The organism is Pseudomonas sp. GW823-FHT06E10, from assembly GCF_058794995.1.
The window spans coordinates 30,986-47,708 of sequence record NZ_JBXAHJ010000022.1; the positions used below are offsets into that span (position 1 = coordinate 30,986).

Genomic DNA, 16,723 nt, shown 5'->3' on the forward strand with positions numbered 1-16,723 from the left:
AAGTGCAGGTTTTCACCGGGGCGGTAGTGTTTATCATGCTGGTAGCCACGTCGGGCAATGGACGTGGTGCGGTGCCGTTTATCTTCAAAGGAGTTGTCGATGATCCCGTCGTTTGCCGCGAAAGCCTCGTTGTTATTGCTGTTTCTCGGTAGCACCCTCTATGTGCATTTGCGCGGCAAGACGCGCCTGCCGGTTTTGCGCCAGTTCGTTAACCATTCGGCACTGTTCGCCCCCTATAACGCCTTGATGTACCTGTTTTCCGGTGTGCCGTCGAAACCGTATCTGGATCGCAGCAAGTTCCCGGAACTTGATGTACTCAAGGACAACTGGGAGGTGATTCGCGACGAAGCGATGCACTTGTTCGACGAGGGGTATATTCGCGCGGCGGCAAAGAACAACGACGCCGGCTTTGGCTCGTTCTTCAAGAAGGGCTGGAAGCGTTTCTATCTCAAGTGGTACGACAAACCGCTGACTTCCGCCGAAGCCTTGTGCCCGAAAACCGTGCAACTGGTCAACAGCATCCCCAGCGTCAAAGGCGCCATGTTCGCGCTACTGCCGGGCGGCAGCCACCTCAATCCGCATCGCGATCCGTTTGCCGGTTCCCTGCGTTATCACTTGGGCCTGTCCACTCCCAATTCCGATGATTGCCGCATCTTTGTCGACGGTCAGGTTTACGCCTGGCGCGATGGTGAAGACGTGATGTTCGACGAAACCTACGTGCACTGGGTCAAGAATGAAACGCAAAAGACCCGTGTCATACTGTTCTGCGATATCGAACGTCCGCTGAGCAATCGCTTCATGACCCGCATCAATCGCAGTATCAGCGCCTGGCTAGGTCGTGCGACTGCACCGCAGAACCTTGATGACGAGCGAGTAGGGGGCATCAACCGGGTCTATGCCTGGAGCAAGAACTCCAGCGATAAATTCAGTGGTGTGGTCAAGCAATGGAAGCGGCGCAATCCCGAGGCCTACCGTGTACTGCGTCCGGTACTGGCGGTGCTGGTGCTGATGTTGCTGGGGTATTGGTTGTTTGGCTAACGCCGGATACAGAATAAAAGAACCGTTCGTTGTGAGCGGCTTTTTACAGGTTTTCGCGCAATCCCTGAAAGCCCCTCCAACCGCACAATGCAGACTCTGTACCGATTGTCGTAGCTGGCCTTTTGGTCGAGTCGTTGCAATCCATGTCGAACGCTGGTTATAGTCGGCGCACGGTGAGTTTCGGACTCACTTTTTTATCCCTCGAGTAAAGATCAGCCCAATGCCTGCATCCCTCATCAAAGCGGTAGTCGATTCAGCGGTCAACGCTGGCGTCGTGCCGTGCGGGAATCTGCAACCGGGGCAGATCAGTCATTACCCCCCTCCTGTCAGTCGCACGCCAGTGTGCGCGGTGGTCTCACCGCCAGGCGTTGGCATTTCGGGCTGATCAGCTGCTTTCTGCTGTTCCCAAGCACGTCTGAAAAAGCGCCCGCCTGAAGAAAACGACTGAATTTCAGCTTCGGCTGAGTTGGCTTTTTGCCTGACTACAGGTGGTATTCATGTTTGTCCTTTCGAAAAACTCCGCGCTCGCGGCGGCGTCCACGAGCCTGTTCGTTCTGCTGTGGAGCAGCGGGGCGATCTTCTCCAAATGGGGGCTGGCCCACGCGTCGCCCTTTGCCTTCCTGATGTTCCGTTTCGTCATCGCCCTGGGCGGCCTGGTGTTGCTGGTGCCGTTGCTCAAGCTGAAGTTGCCCAAGGGCGGCAAACCGATGCTGTATGCGATGGTCACCGGCGTGGTGTTGTTGGGGGCGTATCAGATTTTCTATCTGCTGGCCCTCGACCTTAAAGTCACGCCCGGGGTGATGGCGACCATCATGGGCGTGCAGCCGATTCTCACCGTGGTGCTGATGGAGCGGCACCGATCAATAAGCCGGATGTTCGGTCTGGCGCTAGGCTTGGCCGGGTTGATCATGGTGGTTTACCAGGGCATCGGTTTGGCCGGCATGTCTTTGGCGGGCATGCTCTTCGGTCTGCTGGCGCTGGCGAGCATGACGTTCGGTTCGATCATGCAGAAACGCATCACCGACAATCCCCTCGGCACACTGCCGGTGCAGTATCTGGCCGGACTGCTGTTGTGCGGGATTTTCGTACCCTTCCAGCCGTTTCACTTCGAACACAGCAGTGGATTCATCCTGCCGGTGCTATGGATGGGGCTGGTGGTGTCGGTGCTGGCAACGCTATTGCTGTACCGCTTGATCGCTCGAGGCAATCTGGTGAACGTCACCAGCCTGTTTTATCTGGTGCCGGCGGTAACGGCGGTGATGGACTATCTGATCTTCGGCAATCGCCTGGCGATGTTGAGCCTGTTCGGTATGCTGCTGATCATCGTCGGTCTGGTGTTTGTGTTCCGTAAAACCGCGTAATTGCGTGCAAACCCGCAAGGGCCTGGAGCCATGCTCCGGGCCTTTGTGATTTTTGGCGTCATCCGCAACGCCACAACACTACCGGCCAGCCACCAAACCCGGTTTCAACACCAACCACAACGCCAGCGCAATCAACATCCCGCCATAGATATGCGCCATCGACAGTGGCTCATCGAGAAACAGCGCCCCCCACAACACGCCGAACAATGGGATCAAAAAGGTCGTAGTCATCGATTTCACCGGACCAATCGAGCTCAGGAGGCGGAAGTAAATAATGTACGCAAACGCCGTGCATCCCAGACCCAACCCCAGCAACGAGAGCCAGACACTCCAGCCGCCCCAGGTCGCGGGTGGTTGGCTGATCACGCTGTAGCCGAACAGCGGCAGCAGGAACAATGTCGCGCCAAGCATGCTGCCCACTGCCGACAAACGGCTGTCGAGACCACCGGCCTGATCGAGCCAGCGGCGGGCCAGAAACCCCGCAAATCCATAGCAGGTGGTCGCGAGCAGGCAGGCGACGGCACCCATCAGCAGTTCCAAATCGAACGCCACCGGACCGGCACGGGTCAGCACGCCCACGCCGAACAGCCCCAGGAACACGCCGCCGAGTTTGGCGCCAGTGAGCCTTTCATGGAAAAACAGGCCGCCGATCAGCACGCCCATCAAGGGTGTCGTGGCATTGAAAATCGACGAGTAACCGGCTGGTAGCACCTGCGCAGCCACCGAATAGAGCGTCGCCGGAATCCCGGAGTTGATCACCCCGAGCAGCATCACGGTCTTGAGTTTGCCCTTGAAGTCCCAACTGATGCGCATCAGGCCGAGAATCACCAGCAGTCCGGCAGCGGCGATCGATACACGGAAAAAAGCGGTAGGAATGCTGCCGATCACCGGGGCGATGATGCGCATGAACAGAAAACTGGCCCCCCAAATGGCCGCCAGGGACAGTAAACGGAAAATATCGACGGGGTTCACAGCGCGGTCCTTCCTTGGGGGAGGGGCGAAAGTGTTGCTGAGTGTGTGATCGATGGCAACCGAAAACCGGGCATTTAATTCACCCGCAAAATTACGCTTCTCCTGCACCCGGTTCACTGGCTAAGCTCAAGCCTCCCGAATTCCCGCAGAGGTCTCACCATGCCGCAGCAATGGCCAGCCGCCGACATCGCCCGCTTGATCCTCGATGGCTTTGACGATTACCGCGAGCATTTTCGCCAGATCACCGACGGCGCCCGGGCCCGCTTCGAACAGGCCAAGTGGCAGGAAACGCAGACGGCGTCGGCGGCACGGATCAATCTGTATGAAGACAAGGTCGGTGAAACGGTGGAGCGACTGCGCACCGCGTTTGACGCCGACACCCTGGACGTCAGCTGCTGGCCGCTGGTCAAAAACGCCTACATCAGCCTGATCGACCTGCGTTTCGACGATGAGCTGTCCGAGACCTGGTACAACTCGATCTTCTGCGGGCTGTTCAGCCATGACCTGATCAGCGACGGCTGCATGTTCATCCACACCACCCGGCCGAGCCTGCGCCGCGCCCGGGCCGCACAAACCCGCACCTACAAGCCGCAAGGCCAATTGTCGGCGATGCTCGCCAGCATCTTCGCCGACTACCGTTTCAGTGAGGATTACGCCGACCTGGCCGGTGACCTGAAGCGCCTCGAAGCGCAACTGCGCGAGAACCTGCCGGATTGGGTGTGCAAGGATCCGGAGCTGAGCGTCGAGCTGTTTTCCTCGGTGCTGTACCGCAATAAAGGCGCGTACCTGGTGGGGCGCATCTACACCGCCGACGAGCAATGGCCACTGGCAATTCCATTGCTGCACCTGGAGGGTCGCGGCATCCAGATCGATGCGCTGATCACCGATGAAGCAGACGTGTCGATCATCTTCTCGTTCACCCGCTCGTATTTCATGGTGGATGTGCCGGTGCCGGCGGAGTTCATCGGCTTTCTGCGGCGGATCCTGCCGGGCAAGCACATTGCCGAGCTGTACACCTCGATCGGCTTCTACAAGCACGGCAAGTCGGAATTCTACCGGGCACTGATCAATCACCTGGCCAATACCGACGACCAGTTCATCATGGCCCCTGGCGTGCGCGGCATGGTCATGAGCGTGTTCACCCTGCCGGGTTTCAACACCGTGTTCAAAATCATCAAGGACCGTTTCTCGCCGTCGAAAAACGTCGACCGCGCCACGGTGATCGAAAAGTACCGCCTGGTGAAAAGCGTCGACCGGGTCGGGCGCATGGCCGATACCCAGGAATTCGCCGACTTCCGTTTCCCCCTGAGCAAGTTCGATCCGGCGTGCCTGGAGGAACTGCTGGAAGTCGCACCATCCACAGTGTCGGTGGAAGACGATACGGTGCTGATCCGCCACTGCTGGACCGAGCGCCGCATGACCCCGCTGAACCTCTACCTGGAAAACGCCAACGAGGCGCAGGTGCGCGAGGCCCTGGAAGACTATGGGCTGGCGATCAAGCAACTGGCGGCGGCCAACATCTTTCCCGGCGACATGCTGCTGAAGAACTTCGGGGTGACCCGTCACGGTCGGGTGGTGTTCTACGACTACGACGAGATCTGCTTCCTCACCGAGGCCAATTTCCGCCACATTCCGTTGCCACGTACACCCGAAGATGAAATGGCGTCCGAACCGTGGTACTCGATCGGGCCACTGGACGTATTCCCGGAAGAGTTTCCACCGTTCCTGTTTGCCGATTCGGGGCAACGCAAGTTGTTCGATCAGTTGCATGGCGAGTTGTACAACGCCGATTACTGGAAGAGCCTTCAGGAAGCGATTCGGGCGGGGAAGGTGATTGATGTGTTTCCGTATCGGCGCAAGGGTCTCGATAACGAGTAGCACCGGTACGCATCCCCTGTAGGAGCGAGCTTGCTCGCGATGGTCGTTAACGGTGACGCGGGAAACCTGACACCCCGTGGCGTTCTTGAATTCATCGCGAGCAAGCTCGCTCCTACAAGGGATCTCGTTCGCCCTTCAAATCTGCGACAATCCGCACCCTGCGCCACTAGACGACTGAATTGCGTACCCGATGACCGACGAATCGCCCTCCATCGACAAACTGCTGAAAAACCTTGATCACGCCATGCTCGCCGACCGCCACCGGCTGCGGCGGCAGTTGCTTGAGCTGCGCAAGAAACCCGACGAGGCCAGGCTGGGCCAGTGGGTGACGCGGATGCAGGCGTCCTGTGAGCAGGTACTGGCGCGCAAGGCCAGCCTGCCGGTGATCCGTTACGACGACAGTCTGCCGATCGCCGCCAAGCGCGACGAAATCAAAAAGGCGCTGGAAAAGCATCAGGTGCTGATCATCGCCGGTGAGACCGGCTCGGGTAAAACCACCCAGTTGCCGAAGATCTGCCTGGAAATCGGCCGCGGCCAGCACGGCCTGATCGGCCACACCCAGCCCCGCCGGATCGCTGCCCGCAGCGTCGCCAGCCGGGTCGCCGAAGAACTCGGTACGCCGCTGGGCGCGTTGGTCGGCTATCAGGTGCGATTCGAGGATCAGAGCGATTCCAGCACCCTGATCAAACTGATGACCGACGGCATCCTGTTGGCGGAAACCCAGAATGATCGTTATCTGGAACGCTACGACACGATCATCGTCGACGAGGCCCACGAACGCAGCCTCAACATCGACTTCCTGCTCGGCTACCTGAAAACCCTGCTGCCGCGCCGTCCCGACCTGAAAGTCATCATCACTTCGGCAACCATCGACCTGGAGCGTTTCTCCAAGCACTTCGATGACGCGCCGATTGTCGAGGTATCCGGCCGCACCTACCCGGTGGAGACCTGGTATCGCCCGCTGACGCTTGAGCAGGACGAAGAGGGCAATCGCGTCGAGGACGATCTGACGGTGGATCAGGCGATCCTCGCCACCCTCGACGAAATCGCCGCTTATGAGCGCAGCGAACGCCGCAGCCCCGGTGACGTGCTGGTGTTCCTGCCCGGTGAACGCGAGATTCGCGACGCCGCCGACATGCTGCGCAAGGCTCAGCTCAAGCACACCGAAATCCTGCCGTTGTACGCGCGGTTGTCGCCGGCCGAGCAACAGCGGATTTTCCAATCTCACCCAGGCCGTCGCGTGGTTCTGGCGACCAACGTCGCGGAAACCTCGCTGACCGTGCCGGGCATTCGCTACGTGATCGACAGCGGAACGGCGCGCATCAGCCGCTACAGCTACCGGGCCAAGGTCCAGCGCCTGCCCATCGAAGCCATTTCCCAGGCCAGCGCCAACCAGCGTAAAGGCCGGTGCGGACGGGTCGAGCCGGGCATCTGCGTGCGCCTGTACAGCGAAGAGGATTTCCTCGGTCGCCCGGAGTTTACCGATCCGGAAATCCTGCGCACCAACCTCGCCGCCGTTATTTTGCAGATGCTGCATCTGCGCCTCGGCGAAGTCACCGCGTTCCCGTTTATCGAGCCGCCCGATGGCAAAGCCATCAGCGACGGTTACAACCTGCTGCAAGAACTTTCGGCGGTGGACCGCAACAGCCAACTGACTCCGCTCGGTCGCCAACTGGCGCGGCTGCCGGTGGACCCGCGCATGGGCCGCATGCTGCTGGAAGCGGCGAAGCTCGGCAGCCTGCAGGAAGTGCTGATCGTTGCCAGCGCCATGTCGATCCAGGACCCGCGCGAGCGTCCGCCGGAGCGTCAGCAAGCGGCGGATCAGGCCCACGCCCAGTGGAAAGACGCCGACTCGGACTTCGCCGGGCTGGTCAATCTGTGGCGTGGTTTCGAAGAGCAGCGCCAGGCGCTGACGGCCAGTCCGCTGCGTAACTGGTGCCGCAAGAATTTCCTCAATTACCTGCGCCTGCGCGAGTGGCGCGACTCCCATCGCCAATTGAGCCTGATCTGCCGCGACATGCAGCTGAGCCTCAATAAAGAGCCGGCGGACTATCCGAAACTGCACAAAGCGGTGCTGGTGGGGTTGCTCAGCCAGATCGGCCAGAAAACCGAAGACGGCGATTACCTTGGCGCCCGTCAGCGGCGCTTCTGGATTCACCCGTCGTCGGGAATCGGCAAAAAACGCCCGCAATGGTTGATGACCGCCGAACTGGTGGAAACCACCAAGCTCTACGCGCGTATGGTCGCCAAGATCGATGCCGACTGGATCGAGCCGCTGGCCGGGCACCTGATCAAGAAAAATCACTTCGAGCCCCACTGGGAGAAGAAGCGCGGCCAGGTCGTGGCGTTCGAGCAGATCACCCTGTTCGGGTTGATCGTGGTCGGGCGCCGGCCGGTGCATTACGGCCCGGTCGACCCGGTGGTGTCCCGCGAATTGTTCATCCGCGAAGCACTGGTGCGCGGCGAGATCCAGTCGAAAGCCAAGTGCCTGACCGCCAACAAACAGCTGCTGGAACAACTCGACGAACTGGAAGCCAAGGCCCGCCGTCGAGATATCCTCGCCGACGAAGAAACCCTGTACGCCTTCTACGACGCACGGCTGCCGGCGGAGATCCATCAGACCGCGACCTTCGACAGCTGGTACCGCATCAACAGCCAGAAAGACCCGCAGCTGCTGATCATGCGCGAAGAAGACGTGCTGGCCCGCGAAGCCAGTGAAGTCACCGCCCAGCATTACCCGGATACGCTGCATATCGGCGATCTGGAATTAGCCCTCAGCTACCACTTCGAACCGAATCACCCGCGCGACGGCGTGACCCTGCGCGTGCCGGCACCGCTGTTGCCGATGCTGCCACCGGAACGCCTGGAGTGGCTGGTGCCGGGCGTCATCGAAGCCAAATGCATTGCCTTGGTGCGCAACTTGCCCAAGGCCTTGCGCAAGAATTTCGTACCGGTGCCGGACTTCGTCAAGGCGGCCTTGCAGCGCATGACCTTTGCCGAGGGCTCGCTGCCTCAGGCCTTGGGTCGCGAACTGCTGCGCATGACCGGTGCCCGCGTCAGCGATGAAGCCTGGAGCGAGGCCGCGCAGCAGGTCGAAAGTCATCTGCGGATGAACCTGGAAATCGTCGACGCCCAGGGCAAGTTCCTCGGCGAAGGTCGCGATCTGGCCGAGCTCACCGCGCGTTTCGCCGAGGCCAGCCAGGCTGCATTGGCGGTTCCGCAAACCGCGAAGAGCCAGCAACCGGTGGAGCCGAAAGTGTTTGCCGCCGTGGCCGAGAAAACCCAACAGAAGATCGCCGGGCTGTCGATGACGGTCTACCCGGCGCTGGTGGAGGAAGCCGGGACGGTCAAGGAAGGGCGTTTCTCCACCCCGGCCGAAGCCGAGTTCCAGCATCGCCGTGCCCTGCAACGCTTGCTGATGCAGCAACTGGCTGAGCCTGCGAAGTTCCTGCGCGGCAAGTTGCCGGGCCTGACCGAATTGGGCCTGCTGTACCGCGACATGGGACGGGTCGATGCGCTGGTGGAAGACATTCTGCTGGCCAGCCTCGACAGCTGCATTCTCGAAGGTGAAGACCCGCTGCCCCGTGACGGCGCCGGTCTGGCGTCCCTGGCCGAGCGCAAGCGTGGCGCCTGGACCGAGCACGCCGAACGTGTGGCGAAGCTGACCCTGGAAATCCTCAAGCTCTGGCATGGCCTGCAAAAGCGCTTCAAGGGCAAGATCGATCTCGCCCAAGCCGTGGCCCTGAACGACATCAAGCAGCAGCTCAGCTACCTGGTCTATCCGGGATTTGTCCGGGAAACGCCGATGCAGTGGCTCAAGGAGTTGCCGCGTTACCTCAAGGCGATCGAACAGCGCTTTGAAAAAATCGGTGCCCAGGTGCAGCGCGACCGGGTCTGGAGCGGCGAATTGAGCGGCCTGTGGACGCAATACCAGACCCGCGCCAGCAAACACGCCCAGGAAGGCAAGCGCGATCCGCAGCTTGAGTTGTATCGCTGGTGGCTGGAGGAATACCGGGTTTCGTTGTTTGCCCAGCAACTGGGAACCAAGGTGCCGATCTCCGACAAGCGCCTGAACAAGCAGTGGAGTCAGGTAGAGGCCTGACACACCCTTGTAGGAGCGAGCTCGCTCGCGATGGTCGTCAACGATAACGCTGGGAACCTGACACCCCGCGGCGTTCTCTGGTTCATCGCGAGCGAGCTCGCTCCTACAAGTATGTTGTCGCTCTTGCAAAAGGCGCCAAAACCCAAGGTTTATGGCAAACTTCGCGACCATAAACGCCAGTTTCGCGACCTAGAGCCTTCGACACGGTTGCGAGCAGGAATAAAGCGATGCCAGGTTTGCGTCCCCCGGATGGGAATAGACCCTTTGTGTATTGGTACGACGGTGCCAATGCTTTCTGCCTGAACAGATTAGAGACACGACCATGCATAACGTCGTCATCAGCGGCACCGGCCTGTACACCCCGGCCAATAGCATTTCCAACGAAGAGCTGGTGCAGTCTTTCAATACTTACGTCGCGCAATTCAACGCCGACAACGCCGATGCCATTGCGCGCGGTGAAGTGGAGGCATTGACCGAATCCAGCGCCGCATTCATCGAAAAAGCCTCGGGCATCAAGAGCCGCTTTGTCATGGACAAGGATGGCATCCTCGACCCGCAGCGCATGGCCCCACGTCTGCCGGAGCGTTCCAACGACGAGTGGTCGGTGCTGTGCCAGATGGCCATCGGCGCGGCCGAACAAGCCTTGCAGCGCGCCGGCAAGACCGCCGCGGACATCGACGGCGTGATCGTCGCCTGTTCCAACCTGCAGCGCGCCTATCCAGCCATTGCCATCGAAGTCCAGGAAGCGCTGGGCATCCAGGGTTTCGGTTTCGACATGAACGTGGCGTGCTCCTCGGCGACCTTCGGTATCCAGACCGCCGCCAACAGCGTACAACTGGGCCAGGCCCGGGCGGTGCTGATGGTCAACCCGGAGGTCTGCACCGGCCACCTGAACTTCCGTGACCGCGACAGCCACTTCATCTTCGGTGACGCTGCCACCGCGGTGATCATCGAGCGTGCTGACCTGGCGACGTCCAAGTACCAGTTCGACATCGTCAGCACCAAGCTGCTGACCAAGTTCTCCAACAACATCCGCAACAACTTCGGCTTCCTCAACCGCGCGGCGGAAGAGGGCATCGGTGCCAAGGACAAACTGTTCGTGCAGGAAGGCCGCAAGGTGTTCAAGGAAGTCTGCCCGTTGGTTGCCGAGCTGATCGGTGAGCATCTGCAGGAGAACCAGCTCAACGTCAGCGACGTGAAGCGTTTCTGGCTGCACCAGGCCAACCTCAGCATGAACCACCTGATCGTCAAGAAACTGCTGGGTCGCGACGCCACCGAACAGGAAGCGCCGGTGATTCTCGACACCTACGCCAACACCAGTTCCGCCGGTTCCGTGATTGCGTTCCACAAGAACCAGGACGATCTGGCTGCAGGTTCGCTGGCCGTGCTCAGTTCGTTCGGTGCCGGTTATTCGATTGGTAGCGTGTTGCTGCGCAAGCGCTGAAATTGTTTTAACTGTCGCAGCTGCGATTTTTTTGGCAGGGCTTTTGTGGCGAGGGGGCTTGCCCCCGTTCGGCGACGAAGTCGACGTAGAACAGGCTGATACGGTATGTCTGTCAAATTGCAGTGGCCGGGTTTGGGATCGCTTCGCGATCCAACGGGGGCAAGCCCCCTCGCCACAATTAATATGTGCAGGCGGGGATATGAAAACAGCCCGGCGTTGATGTGTCGGAGGATGATGGGGACCGATACATCAAAGCCAGGCTGTAAAAGCGTCCCGGGCTTCCTTGCCCGAGTCGTATAGCGGGGTGAATCAGAACTTGGCTTCGGCATCCAGTTGCAGGGTGTTGATGTCCGAATCGGTTTTCTTGATGTTGGCGTTGGTCTGGTCCGAGGTCGCCATGTAGTAGGTCGCGCCCAGGGTGAAGTTCTTGTCCAGTTCGTAGCTCACTTTCAGCTTGCTGCCGCGCGAACCGGTGAAGCCGTTGGCGAAGTCGGAGTCGGTGAAGGCGCCCACCACAGCGTTACGCTGTACGTCGCGGTAGTTGTAGTCCACGCCGAAGCCGTAAAGCTTGGTCTTGACACCGGCCAACCAGCCAGTGTCCTGGTCGTTGCTGGCATCGGCGTTGTTGACGTACTGACCGTACAGCGACAGCGGTACTGGCAGGTTGGAGAAGTCCAGCTGGCCAAAGCCTTCGTACAGTTTGAACTGTTCGCCCGGGCTGTTGCCGTTGACGGCCAGTGCGCACGGCGTGGTGACGGTGCCGCTGGTAGGGCAGGCGCTGCTGTCATCGTTGTCGTAGGCGTAGAGACTGCCGCCCAAGGTCATTTTCATGCTGTCGGTGATGGCGAAGCGACCACCCAACTGGCCGGCATACAGGCGCAGGTCGTGCTTGAACTGCACGCCTTCACCGTCGACGTTGTCCTTGAGGGTGTAGTGACCGGCGCTGCCGAACAGCTCGGTGCTGCCGCTCAGCGGGTACTTGTAAGTAACGGCCAGACCTTCCGGGCTGATGTCGCTATCCCAGATGATGTCGCCCATGCTCACCCATTGTTGCGGCATCTTGCCGCCAACCAGGTGCAGGTTCTTGATCGCGTCCGGGTGGTAGTCGACGTAACCCTGGTCCAGCCAGATCTGCTTCTTGTCGAAGTAGTTGTCCAGGCTCTGGTTGGTGGATCGAGCGTCGTCGTTGTTGCCGGTGGCGATACGGATACCAGTGTCGACTTGAGGGTTGATTTCGGTGTAGGCACCCAGGCGGGCACGAATGCGCTGACGGTCCTGGTCTTTGTTGTTGGATACGCCATCGTTGTGCACGGTTTCCTGACGGAAGCGCACGTCGCCCTTGAACTGGGTCTTGGCAGCCCAGGCCAGTTTCTGGTCGAAAGCGCTCAGTGTGTCGGTTTTCTTCGCGGTGGCCGCAATTTGCTCGTTGGTCTCTTGCTGAGCCTGACGGGCGATCTGCTGTTCTTTCTGATCCCTGGCCAGCTCGGCTTGCAGTTCGCTGTACTGCGCGCTGGTGATCGAGCCGTTAGCCTTGAGCATGTCGAGCAGTTTGGCGTCGACTGCGGCACTGGCCGGAACACTCATGGCCAGCAACAGGCCACCGCACAAGGCCGCCGCAGTTTTCGTGGAAGCAAGACGCATATCAATCTCCGAAGATGAGAGGGGATGACAGAGCCATCCGGGACACAACCGACCATAAGGGGGCGGAAAACAGTGGCCGGGTATAACCCGGCGCTCTAAAAACAGGCGCCAGTATCGCGATGGTTTATTACAGAGCAGTGGCAATGTGATGTCATGTCGATGACGATACAAAGCTGCCGTGAACTATTGAGTTAGAGCGCTGTCGTCGTTTTGCCCGTGTGCATTGCAGAGCGATAGGCGATACTCGCGGGGCTTTCACGCCATGAAGAGTGAGGATGGTGATGCCGTTGCAACGCCTGCAAAAACTGTCAGAAATCGCCCCGCAGACGTGGGACGCACTGGCGCCCGAGACTCAGCCTTTTCTGCGTCACGCCTTTTTGAGCGCACTGGAAGACAGCGGCAGCGTCGGACCCCATACCGGCTGGCAGCCCGAGCATTTATTGCACGTCGAAGGGGATCGACTGATCGCCGCGCTCCCCGGTTATCGCAAGTGGCATTCCTATGGCGAGTACGTGTTCGATCACGCCTGGGCCGATGCCTGTGAACGTGCCGGCATCGACTACTACCCCAAGCTGTTGAGCGCGGTGCCGTTCAGTCCGGTCACCGGGCCGCGGCTGTTGGCGGCCACGGTCGAAGACGGCTTCGAGTTGTTGAAAAGCCTGCCGGGCTACCTGGAGCTTGAAGGGCTCTCCAGTGCCCACATCAATTTCACCGATCCGTTCACCGACGCGGCACTGAGCGAGCAACCGGGCTGGCTGCAGCGCGTTGGCTGTCAATACCACTGGCAGAATCGCGGCTACCGGGATTTCCAGGACTTCCTCGACGTTCTCAGTTCGCGCAAGCGCAAACAGATGCGCAAGGAGCGCGAGCAGGTGGCCGGCCAGGGTTTCGAGTTCGAATGGCTGGAGGGGCGGGAACTGAGCCAGGCGCAATGGGATTTCGTCTATGCCTGCTACGCCAATACTTACGCGGTGCGCCGGCAAGCGCCGTATCTGACGCGGGAGTTTTTCAGCCTGCTGGCCGAGCGCATGCCGGATTCGATTCGCGTGGTACTGGCCAAACAGGATTCAAGGCCGGTGGCGATGGCGTTCAGTCTGGTGGGGGGCGACAGTTTTTATGGCCGTTATTGGGGATGCCTGGCGGAGTTCGATCGCCTGCATTTCGAGACCTGTTTCTACCAGGGCATGGACTATGCCATTGCCAACGGTTTCCAGCGTTTCGATGCCGGAGCCCAGGGCGAGCACAAACTGATTCGCGGATTCGAGCCAGTCATTACGCATTCCTGGCACTACTTGCGGCATTCGGGATTGAAAGCTGCGGTGAAAGACTTCCTGGAGCAGGAGCGGCTGGGGGTGCTGGCTTATGCAGAGGATGCGAGGTCAGCCTTACCTTATCGACAAGGCTGAACTTCAGCGTGTCAGCTTTCTTCCTTGCCCAGCCAGCGATACAGCACGCCACCGACCACTGCACCGAGTAGCGGCGCGACCCAGAACATCCACAGTTGTTGAATCGCCCAGCCGCCGACGATCAGCGCCGGGCCGGTGCTGCGCGCCGGGTTGACTGAAGTGTTGGTGACCGGGATCGAGATCAGGTGGATCAGCGTCAGCCCCAGGCCGATGGCAATGGGTGCCAGTCCTGCCGGTGCACGTTTGTCGGTGGCGCCGAGGATGATCAGGATGAACATCGCGGTCATCACCAGTTCACAGACAAACCCTGCCGCCATCGAATAGCCGCCAGGCGAGTGTTCGCCGTAGCCGTTGGACGCCAGGCCTCCCGCCAGTTCGAAGCCGGGTTTGCCGCTGGCAATGAAGTACAGCAGCGCGGCGGCAATCACACCGCCAATGACCTGGGCAATGATGTAGGCTGGCAATTCCTTGGCCGGAAACCGCCCACCCACCACCAGGCCGAGGGATACCGCGGGGTTGAGATGACAACCGGAAATATGGCCAATGGCAAAAGCCATGGTCAGCACTGTCAGGCCAAACGCGAAGGACACCCCGAGCAGGCCGATCCCCACCTCCGGAAAAGCCGCCGCCAACACTGCGCTGCCGCAACCACCTAACACCAGCCAGAACGTACCAACCAACTCAGTCGCCGAACGTTTTAACAGAGACATAAGAGAGTGCCCTTTCGAGATTATGCTGCCTTTAGCATCCAGCTGATGGACTGCAGAACCATCTCCAGAACGTTGAAGTCAGTACAGCACGGTTTTTTCAGAATTCCAGCAGGCATAAAAAACCGCCAGGGCCCGTTGTTGGCGGGCCCTGGCGGTTTTTTACAATCTTTCGGCTTCACTTGCCCCCCCCCCCCTGTAGGAGCGAGCTTGCTCGCGATGAACCAGAGAACGCCGCGGGCTGTCAGGCTCCCAGCATTATCGTTGACGACCATCGCGAGCAAGCTCGCTCCTACAGGGTAATGTGGCCATCCTGCGGATCAATCGATCCCGACAAACCCACCGGTCTGATGTTGCCACAACCGCGCATACAAACCGCCATGGGCGAGCAGCTCGGCGTGGGTTCCGGTTTCGGCGATCTTGCCGTTTTCCAGCACCACCAGCCGGTCCATCCGGGCGATGGTCGAGAGCCGGTGAGCGATGGCGATCACGGTTTTGCCCTGCATCAGGGTCTCGAGGCTTTCCTGGATCGCCGCTTCGACTTCCGAGTCCAGTGCCGACGTGGCCTCATCCATGATCAGGATCGGCGCGTCCTTGAGCAGTACCCGGGCGATGGCAATGCGCTGGCGCTGGCCGCCGGAGAGTTTCACCCCGCGCTCACCGACGTGGGCATCGAAACCGGTACGGCCTTCAGCGTCCGACAACGAAGGAATGAAACCGTCAGCCCGGGCCTTGTGCACCGCTTCCCAGAGTTGGGCGTCGGTGGCGTCGGGTTTGCCATACAGCAGGTTGTCACGGATCGAGCGGTGCAGCAGCGAGGTGTCCTGGGTGATCATGCCGATGCGTTCGCGCAGGCTTTCCTGGCTGACGTCGGCGATGTTCTGGCCGTCGATCAGGATGCGTCCGCCTTCGACGTCGTACAGGCGAAGCAGCAGGTTCACCAGGGTTGACTTGCCTGCGCCGGAAGGGCCGATCAGGCCGATTTTCTCGCCAGCCTTGATGCTCAGGTTGAGGTCGCCGATGATCCCGCTCTGCTTGCCGTAGTGGAAATCCACCTGTTCGAAGCGTACTTCGCCACGGGCCACCGCCAGGGGTTTGGCCTGGTCGCGGTCGGTGACGCTGACCGGTTGCGAGATGGTCTGCAGACCGTCCTGCACCATGCCGATGTTTTCGAAGATGCCGGTGACCACCCACATGATCCAGCCGGACATGTTGACGATGCGGATCACCAGGCCGGTGGCCAGGGCAATCGCCCCGACGCTGATCAACGACTGCGTCCACAACCACAGGGCCAGGCCGGTGGTGCAGACGATCAGCAAGCCGTTCATGCTGGTGATGACCACGTCCATGCTGGTGACCACACGGCCAGCCAGTTGCGCCTTTTCGGTCTGTTCCTTGATCGCTTCGCGGGCGTATTGCTGCTCGAAGTTGGTGTGGGCGAACAATTTCAGGGTGGTGATGTTGGTGTAGCCGTCGACAATCCGCCCCATGAGTTTGGAGCGCGCATCGGACGCCACCACCGAGCGATCCTTGACCCGTGGCACGAAGTAACAGAGGGCGCCGATGAAGGCGAAGATCCAGGTCAGCAGCGGGATTATCAGGCGCCAGTCGGCTTCGGCGAACAGCACCAGGGAACTGATGGCGTAGATCAGCACATGCCACAACGCATCCACGGCTTGCACGGCGGAATCGCGCAGTGAGTTGCCGGTTTGCATGATGCGTTGGGCGATGCGCCCGGCGAAGTCGTTCTGGAAAAAATTCAGGCTCTGCTTGAGCACGTAGCTGTGGTTCTGCCAGCGGATCATGCTGGTCATGCTGGGGCTCAGGGTCTGGTGCACCAGCAGGTCATGCAGGCCCACGAAGATGGGGCGCAGCACCAGCGCAACCACCACCATCCAGGTCAGTTCGAGGGCGTGATCCTGGAACAGATTGATGTTCGGCGTGCCTTGGGCCAGGTCGATGATACGGCTCAGGTAGCTGAACAACGCCACCTCGATCAACGCACCAATCAGGCCGACGATCAGCAGGGCGGCGAAGCTCGGCCAGACCTGCTTGAGGTAATAAGTGTAGAAAGGGAAAACCCGGTCCGGCGGAGACGCCGTCGGTGCTTCGCGGAAAACATCGATCAGTTTTTCAAAACGGCGATAAAGCATTGGTTGTTCGCCCGCGAGCGG

10 protein-coding genes are annotated in these 16,723 nt (G+C 60.1%); 6 read left to right on the plus strand and 4 right to left on the minus strand.

What is annotated here, in order from left to right; translation table 11 throughout:
• Positions 1-99 precede the first annotated feature (99 nt).
• Both AC1Q6Y_RS26395 and AC1Q6Y_RS26400 read left to right on the plus strand, forming a co-directional pair.
• Positions 100-1,038 carry an aspartyl/asparaginyl beta-hydroxylase domain-containing protein gene (locus tag AC1Q6Y_RS26395; RefSeq protein WP_057715986.1) on the plus strand — a complete coding sequence of 313 codons (939 nt, stop codon included), beginning with the start codon at positions 100-102 and terminating at the stop codon, positions 1,036-1,038.
• A 497-nt stretch (positions 1,039-1,535) separates the two neighbouring features.
• Complete coding sequence (locus AC1Q6Y_RS26400; RefSeq protein WP_492625488.1) at positions 1,536-2,399, plus strand: DMT family transporter; 864 nt, start codon at positions 1,536-1,538, stop codon at positions 2,397-2,399.
• A 78-nt stretch (positions 2,400-2,477) separates the two neighbouring features.
• Here AC1Q6Y_RS26400 and AC1Q6Y_RS26405 read toward each other — a convergent pair whose 3' ends face one another.
• Positions 2,478-3,371, minus strand: a complete 894-nt coding sequence (locus AC1Q6Y_RS26405; RefSeq protein ID WP_492625489.1) for a DMT family transporter — start codon at positions 3,369-3,371, stop codon at positions 2,478-2,480.
• 159 nt (positions 3,372-3,530) lie between these two features.
• Here AC1Q6Y_RS26405 and aceK point away from each other — a divergent pair, with 159 nt between their 5' ends.
• From aceK to AC1Q6Y_RS26420, 3 genes are all read left to right on the plus strand, one after another.
• Positions 3,531-5,249 carry a bifunctional isocitrate dehydrogenase kinase/phosphatase gene (aceK, locus tag AC1Q6Y_RS26410; protein ID WP_057715983.1) on the plus strand — a complete coding sequence of 573 codons (1,719 nt, stop codon included), beginning with the start codon at positions 3,531-3,533 and terminating at the stop codon, positions 5,247-5,249.
• 190 nt (positions 5,250-5,439) lie between these two features.
• On the plus strand, positions 5,440-9,351 hold the full coding sequence (gene hrpA / locus AC1Q6Y_RS26415) for an ATP-dependent RNA helicase HrpA (protein ID WP_057715982.1): 3,912 nt from the start codon (positions 5,440-5,442) through the stop codon (positions 9,349-9,351).
• A gap of 322 nt (positions 9,352-9,673) precedes the next feature.
• Positions 9,674-10,795 carry a beta-ketoacyl-ACP synthase III gene (locus AC1Q6Y_RS26420; RefSeq protein ID WP_057715981.1) on the plus strand — a complete coding sequence of 374 codons (1,122 nt, stop codon included), beginning with the start codon at positions 9,674-9,676 and terminating at the stop codon, positions 10,793-10,795.
• Positions 10,796-11,104: 309 nt separating this feature from the next.
• Here the strand turns inward: AC1Q6Y_RS26420 and AC1Q6Y_RS26425 are convergent, their stop codons facing one another.
• Entirely contained in the window at positions 11,105-12,436 is a 1,332-nt protein-coding gene (locus AC1Q6Y_RS26425; protein ID WP_057715980.1) for a putative porin, read from the minus strand.
• A gap of 281 nt (positions 12,437-12,717) precedes the next feature.
• Between AC1Q6Y_RS26425 and AC1Q6Y_RS26430 the strand changes: the two genes are divergently transcribed.
• Positions 12,718-13,842, plus strand: a complete 1,125-nt coding sequence (locus AC1Q6Y_RS26430) for a GNAT family N-acetyltransferase (protein WP_492625490.1) — start codon at positions 12,718-12,720, stop codon at positions 13,840-13,842.
• 11 nt (positions 13,843-13,853) lie between these two features.
• On the opposite strand, the gene aqpZ is transcribed toward AC1Q6Y_RS26430, so the two are convergent.
• The gene (aqpZ, locus tag AC1Q6Y_RS26435) at positions 13,854-14,552 is read right to left on the minus strand and encodes an aquaporin Z (RefSeq protein ID WP_090453724.1); all 699 of its coding nucleotides are present in this window, start codon (positions 14,550-14,552) and stop codon (positions 13,854-13,856) included.
• 317 nt (positions 14,553-14,869) lie between these two features.
• Positions 14,870-16,702, minus strand: coding sequence for an ABC transporter ATP-binding protein (locus AC1Q6Y_RS26440; protein WP_150813363.1), 1,833 nt, complete (start codon positions 16,700-16,702; stop codon positions 14,870-14,872).
• Positions 16,703-16,723 lie beyond the last annotated feature (21 nt).

Bases quoted from the DNA above. Each gene is read 5' to 3' on its own strand.
- AC1Q6Y_RS26395 (WP_057715986.1), top strand. From the start codon at position 100: ATGATCCCGTCGTTTGCCGCGAAAGCCTCGTTGTTATTGCTGTTTCTC.
- AC1Q6Y_RS26400 (WP_492625488.1), top strand. From the start codon at position 1,536: ATGTTTGTCCTTTCGAAAAACTCCGCGCTCGCGGCGGCGTCCACGAGC.
- aceK (WP_057715983.1), top strand. From the start codon at position 3,531: ATGCCGCAGCAATGGCCAGCCGCCGACATCGCCCGCTTGATCCTCGAT.
- hrpA (WP_057715982.1), top strand. From the start codon at position 5,440: ATGACCGACGAATCGCCCTCCATCGACAAACTGCTGAAAAACCTTGAT.
- AC1Q6Y_RS26420 (WP_057715981.1), top strand. From the start codon at position 9,674: ATGCATAACGTCGTCATCAGCGGCACCGGCCTGTACACCCCGGCCAAT.
- AC1Q6Y_RS26425 (WP_057715980.1), bottom strand. From the start codon at position 12,436: ATGCGTCTTGCTTCCACGAAAACTGCGGCGGCCTTGTGCGGTGGCCTG.
- AC1Q6Y_RS26430 (WP_492625490.1), top strand. From the start codon at position 12,718: ATGCCGTTGCAACGCCTGCAAAAACTGTCAGAAATCGCCCCGCAGACG.
- aqpZ (WP_090453724.1), bottom strand. From the start codon at position 14,552: ATGTCTCTGTTAAAACGTTCGGCGACTGAGTTGGTTGGTACGTTCTGG.
- AC1Q6Y_RS26440 (WP_150813363.1), bottom strand. From the start codon at position 16,702: ATGCTTTATCGCCGTTTTGAAAAACTGATCGATGTTTTCCGCGAAGCA.